General features: G+C 63.3%; 12 protein-coding genes and 1 tRNA gene. 6 read left to right on the forward strand and 7 right to left on the reverse strand.

What is annotated here, in order from left to right; translation table 11 throughout:
- The first annotated feature begins 5 nt into the window (after positions 1 to 5).
- A complete protein-coding gene (locus HMPREF0291_RS01920; protein WP_005287114.1) occupies positions 6 to 932 on the forward strand; it encodes a DsbA family protein in 927 nt (308 codons plus the stop codon).
- A gap of 36 nt (positions 933 to 968) precedes the next feature.
- On the opposite strand, the gene HMPREF0291_RS01925 is transcribed toward HMPREF0291_RS01920, so the two are convergent.
- Genes HMPREF0291_RS01925 through HMPREF0291_RS01935 form a run of 3 tightly spaced genes read right to left on the reverse strand, consistent with a single transcriptional unit; the run spans position 969 to position 3,575 of the window.
- Entirely contained in the window at positions 969 to 1,589 is a 621-nt protein-coding gene (locus HMPREF0291_RS01925) for an MBL fold metallo-hydrolase (protein ID WP_005287117.1), read from the reverse strand.
- A gap of 11 nt (positions 1,590 to 1,600) precedes the next feature.
- Positions 1,601 to 2,740, reverse strand: coding sequence for an S-(hydroxymethyl)mycothiol dehydrogenase (locus HMPREF0291_RS01930; RefSeq protein ID WP_005287121.1), 1,140 nt, complete (start codon positions 2,738 to 2,740; stop codon positions 1,601 to 1,603).
- Positions 2,741 to 2,765: 25 nt separating this feature from the next.
- A complete protein-coding gene (locus HMPREF0291_RS01935) occupies positions 2,766 to 3,575 on the reverse strand; it encodes a GDSL-type esterase/lipase family protein (RefSeq protein ID WP_232210314.1) in 810 nt (269 codons plus the stop codon).
- A 327-nt stretch (positions 3,576 to 3,902) separates the two neighbouring features.
- On the opposite strand from HMPREF0291_RS01935, the gene HMPREF0291_RS12045 reads away from it, so the two are divergent.
- From HMPREF0291_RS12045 to HMPREF0291_RS01945, 3 genes are all read left to right on the forward strand, one after another.
- The gene (locus tag HMPREF0291_RS12045) at positions 3,903 to 4,247 is read left to right on the forward strand and encodes a hypothetical protein (RefSeq protein WP_005287127.1); all 345 of its coding nucleotides are present in this window, start codon (positions 3,903 to 3,905) and stop codon (positions 4,245 to 4,247) included.
- Positions 4,172 to 5,194 carry a CoA ligase gene (locus HMPREF0291_RS01940; protein WP_005287131.1) on the forward strand — a complete coding sequence of 341 codons (1,023 nt, stop codon included), beginning with the start codon at positions 4,172 to 4,174 and terminating at the stop codon, positions 5,192 to 5,194. Before HMPREF0291_RS12045 ends, HMPREF0291_RS01940 begins: the two co-directional genes overlap by 76 nt.
- 62 nt (positions 5,195 to 5,256) lie before the next feature.
- Positions 5,257 to 5,766 (forward strand): DUF4442 domain-containing protein, encoded by a 510-nt coding sequence (locus HMPREF0291_RS01945; protein WP_005287133.1) that lies wholly within the window; start codon positions 5,257 to 5,259, stop codon positions 5,764 to 5,766.
- 550 nt (positions 5,767 to 6,316) lie between these two features.
- Here the strand turns inward: HMPREF0291_RS01945 and HMPREF0291_RS01950 are convergent.
- The 3 genes from HMPREF0291_RS01950 to HMPREF0291_RS01960 form a co-directional block, all read right to left on the reverse strand.
- A complete protein-coding gene (locus tag HMPREF0291_RS01950; protein WP_040423993.1) occupies positions 6,317 to 7,297 on the reverse strand; it encodes an Abi family protein in 981 nt (326 codons plus the stop codon).
- 413 nt (positions 7,298 to 7,710) lie between these two features.
- Positions 7,711 to 7,786, reverse strand: a tRNA-Thr gene (locus tag HMPREF0291_RS01955).
- Between the two features lie 8 nt (positions 7,787 to 7,794).
- Positions 7,795 to 9,081: a DNA polymerase III subunit delta' gene (locus tag HMPREF0291_RS01960; RefSeq protein WP_156774780.1), complete on the reverse strand. Its 1,287-nt coding sequence runs from the start codon at positions 9,079 to 9,081 to the stop codon at positions 7,795 to 7,797.
- 96 nt (positions 9,082 to 9,177) lie between these two features.
- On the opposite strand from HMPREF0291_RS01960, the gene HMPREF0291_RS01965 reads away from it, so the two are divergent.
- A complete protein-coding gene (locus tag HMPREF0291_RS01965; RefSeq protein WP_005287141.1) occupies positions 9,178 to 10,704 on the forward strand; it encodes an adenylate/guanylate cyclase domain-containing protein in 1,527 nt (508 codons plus the stop codon).
- Between the two features lie 55 nt (positions 10,705 to 10,759).
- Here HMPREF0291_RS01965 and topA read toward each other — a convergent pair whose 3' ends face one another.
- The gene (gene topA / locus HMPREF0291_RS01970) at positions 10,760 to 13,675 is read right to left on the reverse strand and encodes a type I DNA topoisomerase (protein WP_040423432.1); all 2,916 of its coding nucleotides are present in this window, start codon (positions 13,673 to 13,675) and stop codon (positions 10,760 to 10,762) included.
- 124 nt (positions 13,676 to 13,799) lie between these two features.
- On the opposite strand from topA, the gene HMPREF0291_RS01975 reads away from it, so the two are divergent.
- On the forward strand, positions 13,800 to 14,435 hold the full coding sequence (locus HMPREF0291_RS01975) for a DedA family protein (RefSeq protein ID WP_005287145.1): 636 nt from the start codon (positions 13,800 to 13,802) through the stop codon (positions 14,433 to 14,435).
- Positions 14,436 to 14,471 lie beyond the last annotated feature (36 nt).

A 14,471-nucleotide genomic window follows, 5' to 3' on the forward strand; every position in this document is an offset into this window, starting at 1 on the left:
GCTTCATGAGCTCTAGTAAGGACGAGTCCGAGAAGTCCACTACGAAGATCCCGCCCCTGATGTGGGCGTTCACGTTGGTGCTGGCCGTGGGGTCCGGTGTCGGCGGCTACATCATTGGTGAGCGCGAAGGCCAGCAGAATGCCGTGGATCAGATTGCCGAGCAGATCGGTGCCGACGGCACTGATGGCGCTGGCGGCGCAGGCGCTGCGGGCGACGGTTCCGGCGAGGCCGAGGAGCCCCAAGTCAAGGAAGTTCCGGAGAACGTCGAGCCGGGCACGGACTTCAGCCCGGCGAAGAAGCAGGACAACGGCTACTACGACGCCACGATTCACGGCCCGGGCTCCCCGGTGACGTCCCCCGAGGAGATCGCGAACACGGCTCGCCGCGACCCAGCGGATCCCATGTCTCAGGGCGCTCTCGACGCCCCGGTCGTCATCGCGGAGTTCACCGACTGGGAGTGCCCGTACTGCATCCGCCATGCAGCTGAGACGGAGCAGGAGCTGATCGACGAGTACGTCGATGCTGGACTGGTCCGTATCGAGTGGAATGACATGCCGACCCAGGGTCCGAATTCTGTGGCGGCCGCCAAGGCGGGCCGTGCCGCCGCTGAGCAGGGCATGTTCACCGAATACAAGAAGGCGTACATGGCGGAGGCTGCCGAGCGCGGCGGCCACCCAGGCTTCTCCATCGACGACTACGTCCGTTTCGCCGGCACGGCCGGGGTGCCGGACCTGGCGAAGTTCCGCGAGGACGCGGAGAGCGACAAATACGACGAAGCGCTTGAGAAGTCACTTGAGTACGCCCAGGAATTGGGCATCACCGGCACGCCCGGCTTTGTGGTGAACACGGAGTTCATCGGCGGGGCCTTGCCCGTGCAGGAGTTCCGTTACGTGATCAACGGTGAGCTGAAGAAGGTCGCCGACAAGAACTAGCCGGCGACCCTGGCAGTGCGGAGAGTGCCGTAGGGGCTAGTAGCCCCTGCGGATCCATTCCTCTAGGTGCGGGGCCTCCTCCCCCACCGTGGTGGCGTCGCCGTGGCCGGTACGCACCACCGTCTCCGGCGGAAGATCCAGAACGGACTTCTGCAGCGACTCGATGATGGTATCGAAGGACGAGAAGCTGCGTCCCGTTGCGCCCGGCCCGCCCTGGAACAGGGTATCGCCGGAGAACAGCTCGCCGGCCTCAGGTAGGTAGAGCACGACGGATCCCGGAGAGTGGCCGGGGGTGGACATGACGTGCATGTCGGTACCCGCCACAGAGAACACCGTGCCGTCTTCCAGCTCGAGGAATTTCTCCTCCGGGTTGGCGTCGTACCAGAGCATGTCGTCGCCGGGGTGGAGGTAGACGGGGGCGTCGACAAGCTTGCTCAGCAGCGGCGCAGCGTCAACGTGGTCGTTGTGGCCGTGCGTGGCAATGATGCCTTTGACCTTGCGGTCTCCCACGGCGGCAGCGATGGTTTCAGCGTCGTGGGCCGCGTCGATGATGTAGACCTCACTGTCGTCCCCGACGATCCAGACGTTGTTGTCTACCTCCCATTCGCCGCCGTCGAGCTTGAACAGGCCGGAGGTGACTACGTTTTCAATCTTCATGGGGCTACTCCTTAAAACTCGACCACAGAGCGCAGCACGTCGCCCTGCTTCATCTTGGTGAATGCATCCTCGACGTCGTCCAGTCCGATGCGCTCGGAGACGAATTCACCGAGCGGGAAGCGGCCGTTGAGGTGCAGGTCGACGTATGCCGGGAAGTCGCGCTCGGGCAGGCAGTCGCCGTACCAGGCGGGCTTGATGGAGCCGCCGCGGGAGTAGAGGTCAATCGCGGGGATGTCTACGTGGTCCGTTTGGTTGGGCACGCCGACCATGACCATGCGGCCAGCAAGGTCGCGCGAGTAGAAGGCTTGGTGCCACGTTGGCTGGATGCCCACCGCATCGATGGTCACGTCGGGGCCGAAGCCGCCGGTGAGTTCCTGGATTTTCTCGATCACGGCGTCTTCGTCCATGTCCTTCGTGCAGACTGCGTGCGTTGCGCCGAATCGCTCGGTAGCGGCGTCGCATTTGCGCTGATCGACGTCCACCGCCACGATCGTCGTCGCCCCCGCCAGGGCCGCACCCGCCACGGCCGCCAGGCCCACGCCACCGAGTCCGAACACGGCGACGGATTCGCCCTGCCGGATCTCACCGGTGTTCACTGCTGCGCCGAGACCGGCCATGATGCCACAGCCGAGGAGGCCTGCAGCCGCAGGATCTTCGTCCGGGTTGACCTTAGTGCACTGCTTTTCGTGGACAAGGGTTTTTTCAGCAAACGAGCCGATGCCGAGAGCGGCGGTGAGCTCGGTGCCGTCGGTCAGCGTCATGGGCGTAGACGCGTTGAAGGTGTTAAAGCAGTTCTTAGTGTCGCCCTTGCGGCACGCGCGGCACTCGCCGCAGACGGCGCGCCAGTTGAGGACGACCAAGTCGCCCGGCTCGACGTGGGTAACGCTGTCACCGACGGTGTCCACGACACCCGCGGTCTCGTGGCCGAGAAGGAAGGGGTAGGCGTCTTCAATGTCGCCGTCGCGGTAGGCGAGGTCGGTGTGGCAGACGCCGGTGGCCTGGACTTTCACCACAACGTCGTGGGCGCCGGGGGCGGGGATCACAATGTCTGCGATCTCGACCTCGGCGCCTTTCTCACGGGCGATGACGCCCTTGACAGTCTGCTGGTTCTGTTCGTTGTTTTCGTCAGCTTGGGGGTCTGTAGAAGTCATGCCCCGAGCCTAGCGATCTTTGCGCTTAGCTTGCCGCGACGATTTCGCCCATGTGGCGGTGGCCCTGGTGGGTCGAGTGAATCGGAGCGTTGCCTGGGCCGGCGTAGAAGTCGATGAGACCAGCGAACTCGCGGTCCCCGTCGCGGGCGCACATGCCGTTCTTGGCGGTGCCCGGTTTGAGGTCGACGAACTGGGTGCCGGTGGCGCGGGCCAAGTCGACATTCATCCACTGGGCGAGGTTTTCAAAGTCGCGGACCATCGGCATCGGCGTTGCGTCATACATATTCGGTCCAAGGTGGAACAGGCAGACGCGGTCGCCGCCGGTGATGGTGGGGTAGCCAATGAGCTGGATCTTTGCGTTCGGCGCGGCGCGGCGGATCTTGTCCACCTGCGGGCGCATGAAGTCGACGTACTTGCGACGGACCTGCATCGGGTCTTCGCCCATATGGTTGTAGGTGTCGTTGAAGCCCACCTGGAGGACGACGCGGCGCGTGTTGCCGTCGAGGCCGCGCTCACGCACGGCGCGGTCGATCTGGGCGGTGATGTTCGGGCCCGGGGAGATACTCACGGCACCGGGGCAGGAAAAGTCGCGCGGCTGCAGGCCGAGCTTGCGCGCAGCGATCTTGCCAAAGTTCTGGTCGGAGGTCGGGCACCACCGGCCCGGGTTGGAAGAGCCGTTGGGGTGCAGGCCCATCCGGGCACCCAGGTACTCGATGGAGTGAGCGTCGGCGATCACGGAGTCGCCGAAGATCACCATGTTGCCCTGCTGCGCGTTGGCGTTAGGGGCAGCCATGATTCCCGCGCCCACGAGGACGGCGGCGATGAATGCAGTCACAGCTTGACGGGTACGGTTAAGCATTGTTCGTCGACTTTCTGCTGGTAGTGAGTTGTTCATCGGAAAGACCCCTGATGAGGCCCACAGGAGTGAGGTCGGTTCCGGGAGGGAAGATGTTACGTCCTAGCCTTGCAAACGCTTGCCACTGCCTGTCACTTCTATCACAATTGGATCTTTTGCACCGCCACTATAGATGACCCGGCAGCCCCAGATCTAAGAAGAAGCCTAGCGAAACACTTGTGCCTACAAAAGCGATAGCCTAATCAAGTGAGAATTCGCTGCCAGTAGCTTACGCACGCTTGTCCTAGCCTGCAGAAGGGAACCCGGATGTCCAACCGAGTCAGCTACACCCCGATCCAGCAGGTCGGAGCGTTTCTGGATCTTGTATCGCTGATCGCCCGTCGCGGCATTGTCGGCTTCGAGGGCGGCCCAGGGGTCTTCATCCGCGGTTTCGGCGACATCCCACGCTGGGGCATCACAACCGCCCGCGAGGTAGAACAGGGTGCGCGCTGCTGTCCGCACCGCAACGCGCTTATCGACGACTCAGGGGTCCTGTCCTACCGCGATCTCCGCAACGGATCCCGCAAAGTCGCCCAGTGGCTACTGTTTCGGGAGCTACGAGCGTCGATAAGCTGCTGGTCAGCAACGAGAAACTGCCGCGCCTGCCTTTGATCCCCAAACAAGGCGACCTGGTGCTCATGTCGTCTGGCACGACCGGCATCCCGAAGGGGATCCTGCGCAACGAGCCGAAGGTCCCTTATGTTCTCACCGGCTTGTTGTCGGCGGTGCCGTGGTATTCCAACCAGACGCTGCTGCAATCCGCGTCGATGTTCCACACGTGGGGCTGGTCGACACTCAACGTGGCGTTGGGGTCGCGCGCAACCATTGTCATGCAGCGCGAGTTCGACCCGGCGAAGACGATGCAGCAAATCCAGGACTTCAAGGTCGACGGGCTGATTTCATCCCCGATCTTCTACAAACAGATGCTCGACTTGCCGAACAGCGACGACTATGACACGTCCTCCCTGTCGCTGACCGCCGTGGCCACCGCCGAGGAGGTCGCGGAGCACCCGACAGCGGCGGGGCGAGTGGTGCCAGGAAGCGTAGTCAAGCTTTTCGACGACGACGGCAACGAAGTCCCCCAAGGCCAACCGGGCCGCATCTTCCTCAACAACGAGACTGCCCTGAAGAGGTACTCCAACCCGAACACGCCGATCGTGATGATCGGCAAGCTCATCGAGATGGGCGACCGCGGATACTTCGATGAGAAAGGCCGCCTCCACGTGCTGGGCCGCAACGACGACATGATCATCATTGGCGGCGAGAACGTCCACCCGCAGTCGGTGACGGAGACCCTCGAGCCGATGCCGGGTGTCGCCGACGTGTACGCCGGTGGCGTCGACGACGAAGAAACCTTCAAGCGCGTCGCCGTGTGGGTCGTGCGTTCCGACGATGACCACGGCCGTTCCCTCACCGCCGACGCCGTGCGCGACTGGGTGCGCGACAAGCTCGCCCACCACTCCATCCCGCGCGACGTCAACTTCGTCGACTCCCTCTCCCGCAACCCGACGGGCGAGGTGGTCGCGCGCTTCCTGCCGGAGTCCCGCCGCGACGATTAAGCGCGCGTATAGTTAGCTCCGTTTCCAGCCCGCTCATTACGGTTACGAACGGAGCTTTCGTCATGGCCCACTTTTCTGCCCGCCAACTCAAGCACTTCATGCGATTCTGGCCGCCGCTGCTCGGCGCCGGCATCAAGATCGAGGAGTTCACCGACGACGGCACCCAGGTCATTGTCTCCCACAAGCCCAACATGCTGACCAAGAACGCGATGGGTGTGGCCTTCGGCGGCACCATGTCCGCAATGACGGACCCGTTCTACATGCTCGCCTCCATGCACCGCCTGGGCAAGGACTACAAAATCTGGGACACCGGCGGAGAGATCAAATTCCTCAAACCCGGCCGCGGCAAGATCACCGCCGACATGCGCATCCCCGAGGAAACCTATGCGTTGATCAAGGAAAAGACCGCTGGAGGCGACAAGTATCTCCACTGGTTCGACGTGGACATCACCGATGAGGAAGGCGACGTGGTCGCGCACGTGCGCCGCCAGGTGTACTACCGGCTGAACCAGAAGACACATGAAAACACGGCCCCAGCCACGGAGAAGCATGCGGAGAAGTCCGACCTGTGACACGGCGTAACCCCCAGCTAAAACGTTGTTCTAGCTGGTGTTTTAATGGAGCCGCCTGCGCGAATCGAACTCGCGACCTTCCCCTTACGAGGACAATGCTTTATGGTCGTGACCTTCACTTACGCGGACGTGCGCGCTCTGTGCGCGCTGGGCGGTTGAATCGCCTCGGCACGGCGACGTAGCGCGCTAGGTCAGTGCGGCGGACATCTTGCCCTCGGCGGGGAATCAATGAGTGCTTGACACGAGTCCAAGTCGGGAGCCGGTGGGGTTGCGATCGTGTTGGGTGTGGAAAATGTTCGAGTGCTTCCGCGATCCAGGCGAGCGCTTGCCGCAAGGCATTTCGCAGATCGCCGGCATGGGACTGGATTACCTGAAGCTCTGCGCAGGTCTCGCGCTGCTAGGCTTCAGTCGCATCGAGCCGTGTTTCGAGCTTGTCGAACGCCATGGACGCCTACCTCGCCGCCGAACGCGAACGCGACGCTGCCCGAGCTAAACGCCACGCCGAACGCACCGCCCGGCGCGATGGCCTGCGCGCGGTGCCGGATGCGGGTTAGTTGGTATTCGGCCTATACTGTGCGAAAGGTGGGGATACTATCCCCATTTTGAACATCGGACGCTCGTCAAGGAACTTGTCAAGCGCATTGAGATAGGTTTCTCGTTCAGCGTCCGGCAAGAGCTGCGCGATGCTTGCCAGCGCGATGAAGTGTGCCTGCTTGTTAGTGGTTTTGAATCCGCCTGTTGAATAACGGCGATCAAGCTCGTTGGAGAAGCCGGGGCTCTTGGGCATGGGGCGCATCCAGAGTCGCTGGTGATGAAAGACCAAGTTGCGGGTAATTCCGAAGCACTCCACAGTGATGTTGAACGCACGCTTTGGAACATTAAGTTCTCGTGCGACAAGGTCATTGACCAGCTCAGTTCCTCCGCGCTGGCAGCCGCAGTATCGCAGGAACTTTCCGATGGTGCCCACAGTGAAGCTGTCGACGATCGACCAGAACGGCAAGTCTCGGACCAGGTCCGTAACGTCCTGGACATTATTTTGATCGCACCACCGTGGTACATCCATTCCCTGTGCTTTCGCGCGGGCCTTGATCTCGTCCGTGACGTATGGCTCACCGTGACGGAGGATGTCCCGAAGCATAGTGATCTGCAGTCGTTCTGTTGCCGCGGCGCCGCGGGTCAACCACGAGGACGGATCAAGATAACCCTCTCCGGTTCCTTGAGCACTGCAGAAGTGTTTAACCGTGACAGCACGGATATGCCATTCTGCCCGGCGCATCCATGGAGTGAGGAAGGTTGCAAGGTCCGCTTCTGCGTTAACTAGCGCACGAATGTCGGCAAATCGTTTGGGACCGTCTAAATACCCGCTGTCAGTGAGGTTGCGGTAGTGACGTGCGTACCCCATAAGGAAGTGGAAGTTTACAGTTCGCAGCCACTCCTTGTCGTCAGACGACAGTGTAGCGTGGTCGATCATCTGCCGATCCCTGAGAAACTGCTCTTGCTGTTGCGGGGGCAAAAATGGGATGGCTCTCATGATCGTCATTTCCTACAAAAAGAAAGGGCCCCCATGAGGCGCATCGTTGAGAGGCGTTGGGGGTGCTGTTGCTTTCTACAATAGCGAAATACCATGCAGCGCGGCAAACAAACTTGCCATTACGAATTGCCTAGTGTGCTTCAACCTGCAGTTTCTCTAAGCGAGCTGGCGATATCCAAGGGCTTCACCTTACCCCCGTATTGGTGTGCCCCGCAGTGACGCGGGGGGTCGTCCTGACTGCACGACCCTCTAACTCACCCCCTCATCGCTGCCCTCTCCGGCCGAGCCACCGGGGCGCGTGCGCGTTGTGTGCACGCAAATAAATGAAACAACCTGGGACAACTGGGGACAACGCGAGACCGCGAAGACGAGAGGAAAGAACAGCTAAAACGGATGTTAAGCTGTTCTTTTGGTGGAGCCGCCTGCGAGAATCGAACTCGCGACCTTCTCATTACGAGTGAGATGCTCTGCCGACTGAGCTAAGGCGGCGGGGACTTTTAAAGGTCCGAACCGATAGCATAATCGACGCGCACCCCCGCACAAAACTGCAGTTCAGCGGCGGGGTGGGGACTTGAGCTCACTCCGCACGCGATGCGGATGCGCCCGAGCATGCCGTTGAAGGCGATGACGGGCATGACGTTCTGGTGCAGGCGCGCGCGGCATTCGGCCACGGCGTCGAGGCACTCCGTGATGCCCGCCAGGTCGGCGTGGTTGGCAATCTCTGTGGATAGCCCCTCAAAGTCAGGGTGCACCAGGGGCACTCCTCCCCCGCTGCTGGTGATCATCGCGTCGCGGTAGATCCCGGCGAGGTCCACCAGGGTGAGGTCGAGCACGTCGCGCAGGCGACGGGTACCGCGCGCCTTTTGCGCAGCTTCGAGCTCTTTGAGCGAGGACGCCGTGCCGCGCAGCGCCTTCGCCGCGCCTTTGCCTTTCGCACCCATGCCGAGGGCGTTTTCGAGCCGCTTGCGCTCCTCCTCGTCGGACGAGGCATACGCATCCTTCGCCTCCGCGTCTGCGGACTTCACCAACGCCGCCACACCTTGGAAGGCCTGGTCGCCGTGGAAGACGAGTTCGGCGATGTTGATGGCGGCCGCCCGGCGCTTCTGCGACGCATCCGAGTTCACCAGGCGGCGCGCTCGGCCGATGTGGCGCAGCGACGTGACAGCGGCCAGCCGCGCGTCGGGCTCCGCCGCGCCCTCTTCGGAAACCAGGATGCGCACGATCTCGTCGACGGACGGGGCGGGCACGTACAGGTGGCGGCAGCGCGACCGCAGGGTCACGGAGAAGTCCTGCGGGTCGGTGGACGGGGCGCACATGATGATGACGGTGGTTTCCGGCGGCTCCTCCACGGTCTTCAGGATCGCCTCGGGGGCCTCACGGGAGAAGCGGTCGGCGTCTTCGATGATGATGACGCGCCAGTTCGCGACCGTCGGTAAGCGTGTCGCTGCAGGAATGATCGTGTCGCGCACCGTGTCGATGCTGATGGTCATGCCCTCCGGCACGATGTGCACCACGTCCGTGTGTGCTCCGGCGAAGACGTCCCGGCAGGCTTGGCAGTGCCCGCAACCGAGTGCGTCCGCGGGCGATTCGCACACGAGCGCCGCTGCGAACGCCACAGCCGCTGTCGACCGTCCTGCCCCCGGCGGGCCAGTGAACAACCAGGAGTGCGTCATCGCGTGCGGGTCAGCGCCGGGCACCCCGCGTGCGGCCGCCGCGGCGCCGAGGATGGTCTCACGCACCGACGGGGTTCCCGCCAGCCTCTCCGGAACGCTCAGCTCACTCACGCTCACCAGCCTACAACCCCTCCCGAACACCACCCTGGGCCCGCTCCGCGATGGCTTGTCCACTCTTCACCTACCCCCGACGTAGAGTAGGTGAACGTGGAAAGAATCTGGCGCGGCGTGAAGTGGCTCATGGGCACACCATGGCCTCTGTATGCTTCCGTGCTGCTGTTCACCAACGTGGTCAGCGCGATCGCGATCATGTTCTTCGTCCGTTACCTCATCCCGATGCAGGGCACGGAGTATTTGGCGGATGTCGCGAATGTCTTCGGGCCGCTGGCGGTCGTTTATCTTGTTGTCGCTGTCATCCTTGGCGGCACTGTCTCCTATATGCTGTTCCGGCCAGTTCTTCTGTACGAGCGGCGCCCCGACGATTTCGACGCCCGCAGTGTCTACCGCCTTGTGCTCCGCATTCCGGTGCTGCAGACACTCGTGGTCGGGGTGATTTGGCTCCTCGGCATCATCATTGCCACGACAGCCACGGCGCTTTACGACGGCTCCTTAGCCCTCGTCGTCGCCATCTCCACCCTCATGGCGGGCCTGGTCACCTGCGTGCTCACCTTCGTCCAGGCGGAGCGCCTCGTGCGCCCCGTGGCGGCGTCGACCTTGGCGCGGCAACACGAGGACTCCACTCTGGAACCTCCGATCAAGCAGCGTCTGTACATGACCTGGTTCATGACCTCGGGCGTGCCGCTGCTGGGCATTCTGTTCCTGTTGGCCGCCCAGTACTACGGGTTCTTCGAAGACACCCCCGGTGAGCTGTTGCCGTCGGTAAGTGCCCTGGCGGGCACCGCGATCTTCACCGGCATGGCGGGCACCGCGTTCGCCGTCATGAACGTCGTCGACCCGATCAAGGAGCTCCAGCAGGCGATCAACCGAGTGCGCCGCGGTGAGACGGACACGCAGGTGCCTATTTACGACGGCTCCGAGCTCGGCGTCCTGCAAGCCGGCTTCAACGAAATGATGCGCGGGCTCAACGAGCGTGAGCGCGTCCGCGACATCTTCGGCCAGTACGTCGGCTCCGAGGTGGCCCAGAAGGCCCTCGAGGAGAAGCCGGAGCTCGGCGGCGAGGACCGCAAGGTCGCCGTCGTGTTCGTCGACGTCATCGGTTCGACGAACTTCGCCGTCAACCACTCCCCTAAAGAGGTCGTGGAGGCCCTCAACGCCTTCTTCGAGATCGTCGTGGACGTGGTGCACCGCAACAAGGGCGTGATCAACAAATTCCAGGGTGACGCGGCACTGGCTGTCTTCGGTGCGCCGCTGGCGGTGACAGACTCGGCCTCCCACGCCCTCCAGGCCGCACGCGAGCTGCGCCAAGAGCTGCGCGGACTCGAGCTCGACGCCGGTATTGGCGTTGCGAGCGGCCACGTGGTCGCCGGGCATGTCGGCGGCCAGGACCGCTTCGAGTACACCGTCATCGGTGACGCCGTGAACACCGCCGCCCGTCTCACCGAGGTGGCTAAGGACACGCCGGGGCGCGTGCTCACCAACACCTCGACGCTGAAGAGCGCCAACGAGATCGAGCAGGCGCGCTGGACCGTGATGAAGTCGATCGAGCTGCGCGGCCGCAACAAGATGACGCAGCTTGCCCGCCCGGTGCGCGCGACGATGGCGGACAGCGCCTAGCCGCGCCTCACCCTCGGCGAGGGCGCGGCCGCACCCTCCACGCGCCAGCCCCGCGCTATTTCTTGCGCGTGCCCGCCTTCACCACACGCTTGGTGGTCTGCTTCGGCTTCTTCGCAGCTTTCTTCGAGGCCTTCTTTTTGGAGGCTTTCTTCTTCGTGGCCTTCTTCGCCCCGCCGGCGGCAGCGTCCTCGGCTTCGCGGGCGCGCCGGGCCGAGAGCAGTTCGTTGGCGCGGGCGTCCGTCATGGTTTCGGGCGTGTCGCCGCGCTGAAGCGAGGCGTTGGTTTCCCCGTCGGTGACGTAGGGGCCGAAGCGGCCGTCCTTGACGGTCATGGGCTTGCCGGAGACGTCGTTGTCGCCAAGCGCCTTCAGCGGCGGCTGAGCGGCGGCGCGGCCGCGGCGCTTCGGTTCGGCGTAGATGCGGCGGGCCTCATCCAGCGTCACGGTGAAGATCTGGTCCTCGTTGGCCAGCGAGCGAGAGTCGTTGCCCTTCTTCAGGTACGGGCCGTAACGGCCGTTCTGGGCGGTGATCATCTCACCGTCGGAGGGGTCCTCGCCGACTTCGCGGGGCAGGGAAAGCAGTTTCAGAGCGTCCTCAAGCGTCACCGTCGACGGTTCCATGGAGGAGAACAGGGAGGCGGTGGCGGGTTTGAGTTGCTCGTCGATAAGCTGCTCGGTGCGCTTGACGCGCGCTGCTTCCGCGGTCTTCGTCTCCCAGTTCTTCGCGCGCTTGCCCTCGGCCGCGCGCTGGGCGTCTTCCTCGGCGCGCTCGGCGGCGATGACTTCTTGGGCGTGGGCTTCGGCGGTGGCACGCTCGTCATCACGCACAAGCTCGGTGACGTAGGGGCCGTAGCGGCCTTCCTTGGCCACGATCATGCGGCCGGTGTCGGGGTTTTGGCCCAGCTCACGGCCGGTCGGCGGGGTAGCAAAGAGCTTTTCCGCCATCTCCTGGGTGACTTCGTCCGGGGTGGTCGACTCGGGCAGGTTGGCGCGCTGGAACTCCGGCTCACCGTCGCTCCCAACGCCGACCTGGCGCTCCAAATACGGCCCGTAGCGGCCAACGCGGACGTAGACGGGGCGGTCTTCCTCGTCGCGGAAGAGCTCGAGTGAGTTGACCTTGCGGGCGTCGATCGCCTCGAGGTTAGCCTCGATGATGTGCTTCAGGCCGCCGCGGCGCGCCACAGCCTCGGCGGTGGTGTCGGATGCCTCGGCGTCGCCGAAGTAGAAGCCGGTGAGCCACTCGGTGCGGTTCTCGGTGCCCTGGGCGATCTCGTCGAGCTCGTCCTCCATCGAGGACGTGAACTCGTAATCCACGAGCGCATCGAAGTTCTGCTCCATGAGCCCCACCACGGAGAACGCGACCCAGGTGGGCACCAGCGCGTTGCCGCGGGTGGCCACGTAACCGCGGTCCTGGATGGTCTTGATGATGGACGCGTACGTCGACGGACGGCCGATGCCCAGGTCCTCCATCTTCTTCACCAGCGACGCTTCTGTGTAGCGCGCCGGCGGGTTGGTGGAGTGGCCGTCAGCTGTGACCTCGCGGGCGGTCAGCGCGTCGCCTTCAGACAGCTGCGGCAGGTGCTTTTCCTTGTTGTCCTGCGTGTCGGCGTAGGCGCGCAGCCAGCCCGGGAAGGTGATCGTGCGGCCGGAGGCAGTGAGCTCGACGTCGGTACCGTCGGTAGCTTGGCCCGCGACCACGACGGTCATCGTGGTGCCGCGGGAGTCTTCCATCTGGGAGGCGACGGTGCGCTGCCAGATCAGCTCGTACAGCTTGAACTCCTCGGTGTCGAGGGCGCTCGCGAGTTCACCGGGGGTGGCAAATCGCTCGCCGGCGGGGCGGATCGCTTCGTGCGCCTCCTGCGAGTTCTTCACTTTGCGGTCGTAGCGGCGCGGCTGATCGGTCACGTAGTTCGACCCGTACAGTTCGCGGGCGGCGTTGCGTGCGGCATCGAGCCCCTGCTTCGACAGCGATGTGGAGTCCGTACGCATATACGTGATGTGACCGTTTTCGTACAGGCGCTGCGCGATGCGCATTGTGCGCGCCGATGTGAAGTGCAACTTCGCACCCGCGGCCTGCTGCAGCGTCGATGTCATGAACGGGGCGTACGGCCGGCGGGAGTACGGCTTCGACTCCACGCTGGCAACCGTCAGGTCTTGGCCGGTCAAACCTTCAGCGAGCGTTTCCGCGCGCTGCTTATCGACGACAACCACCACATCATTCTTCCGCCCACCACGGTCGTTGAAATCACGACCCTGGGCGATCTTCGTCCCGTTGATGGTGGACAGTTTCGCGTCGAAGTCGTCCGGGTTGGCGGCCCCGCCGCTGCCCGCGTTCAAGGTGGCGGTCACGTCCCAGTATTCGGCGGAGACGAAAGCCATGCGCTCACGTTCACGTTCGACAATCACGCGCGTGGCTACCGATTGCACGCGGCCCGCCGACAGGCGCGGCATGACCTTCTTCCACAGCACGGGCGATACCTCGTAGCCGTAGAGACGGTCGAGGATGCGGCGGGTCTCCTGCGCGTCGACGAGGTCCATGTCCAGCTCACGGGTGTTCTCGGCGGCCTCGCGGATGGCGGATTCGGTGATCTCGTTGAACACCATGCGCTCTACCGGCACCTTCGGCTTGAGCACCTCGAGCAGGTGCCAGGCAATGGCCTCGCCCTCACGGTCCGGGTCTGTTGCCAGCAACAGTTTGTCGGAGCGCTTCAGCTTGTCTTTAAGGTCGGTGACCTTTTTCTTCTTGTCGGGGCTGACCACGTAGATCGGCTGGAAGCCGTCCTCGGGGTTCACTCCGAGCTTGGCCCACGTTTCCTTCTTGTACTTGGCGGGAATGTCAGCGGCGCGGCCGGGCAGGTCGCGGATGTGGCCCACAGATGCTTCAACGAAGTAGTTGTCGCCCAAGTATTTTTGGATCTTCTTCGCCTTGGTCTGTGACTCCACAATGACCAGTGTTTTGCCGTTATCCGTCACGCCGGGTGACTCCTTAAACCTCTCGAGCTCATTCTCTATGACAACTACCACGGAATATAAGGTCTTTGTGACTGATCATGAAAACTTCCCTGAATAAGTTCCACGCGAAGTACACTTTCCTGACATGGCTGAGATGATCGATTCGCTGATCCAATTCTTGGAGCAGTTGATGACCATGCCTATCTTCTATCCGCTGCTAGGCCTGCTCATCACTGTGGACGCGCTGTGCCCGCTCGTCCCCAGCGAAACCGTCCTCAACCTGGCGGGCGCCTTCTCCGCCTCCCAGGGTGTGCCGGACGTCAAATGGGTCATCGGCGCCGCCATGATCGGCGCGCTGATCGGCGACAACCTGTGCTTCATGCTGGGCGGGAAACTGATCCACTTTGTCAACCGCCTGGATCCGGATTCCAACGCTGGTCGCGCCATCGAATGGGTGCGGGACAATATGAACCAGCACGGGCCTGTCACCATCATCGTGGCACGGTTCATCCCGTGGGCGCGGTGGGTGGCCACGATTCTGCTGGGCTCGGTGCGCTTCAGCTGGTTCAAGTTCTTCTTGTACGACACCATCGGCGTCGTGCTGTGGGTCTTCATCGGCGTTGGCGTGGGGTACCTCGGCGGCACGATCCTGTCGGACTTCCCGCTGCTGGCCATGATCGTCGGTGTGATCCTCGGCTCGCTGGTTGGCCTGGGCATTCAGCGCCTGCAGTCACGTTTGTGGGACTGGCGCGATGTCCGGCGCGGTGTCTCAGTGATCTAAGAGGCCCGCACACGCAAAAACGGCGCCCGAGTGGGG

It is taken from the genome of Corynebacterium genitalium ATCC 33030 (assembly GCF_000143825.1).
GTDB classification, from domain to species: domain Bacteria; phylum Actinomycetota; class Actinomycetes; order Mycobacteriales; family Mycobacteriaceae; genus Corynebacterium; species Corynebacterium genitalium.

What these genes read in the sequence shown, in the direction of transcription:
- HMPREF0291_RS01925 (WP_005287117.1), bottom strand. Translation starts at nt 1,589, where the DNA reads ATGAAGATTGAAAACGTAGTCACCTCCGGCCTGTTCAAGCTCGACGGC.
- HMPREF0291_RS12045 (WP_005287127.1), top strand. Translation starts at nt 3,903, where the DNA reads ATGTCCAACCGAGTCAGCTACACCCCGATCCAGCAGGTCGGAGCGTTT.
- HMPREF0291_RS01945 (WP_005287133.1), top strand. Translation starts at nt 5,257, where the DNA reads ATGGCCCACTTTTCTGCCCGCCAACTCAAGCACTTCATGCGATTCTGG.
- HMPREF0291_RS01920 (WP_005287114.1), top strand. Translation starts at nt 6, where the DNA reads ATGAGCTCTAGTAAGGACGAGTCCGAGAAGTCCACTACGAAGATCCCG.
- HMPREF0291_RS01930 (WP_005287121.1), bottom strand. Translation starts at nt 2,740, where the DNA reads ATGACTTCTACAGACCCCCAAGCTGACGAAAACAACGAACAGAACCAG.
- HMPREF0291_RS01950 (WP_040423993.1), bottom strand. Translation starts at nt 7,297, where the DNA reads ATGAGAGCCATCCCATTTTTGCCCCCGCAACAGCAAGAGCAGTTTCTC.
- HMPREF0291_RS01975 (WP_005287145.1), top strand. Translation starts at nt 13,800, where the DNA reads ATGGCTGAGATGATCGATTCGCTGATCCAATTCTTGGAGCAGTTGATG.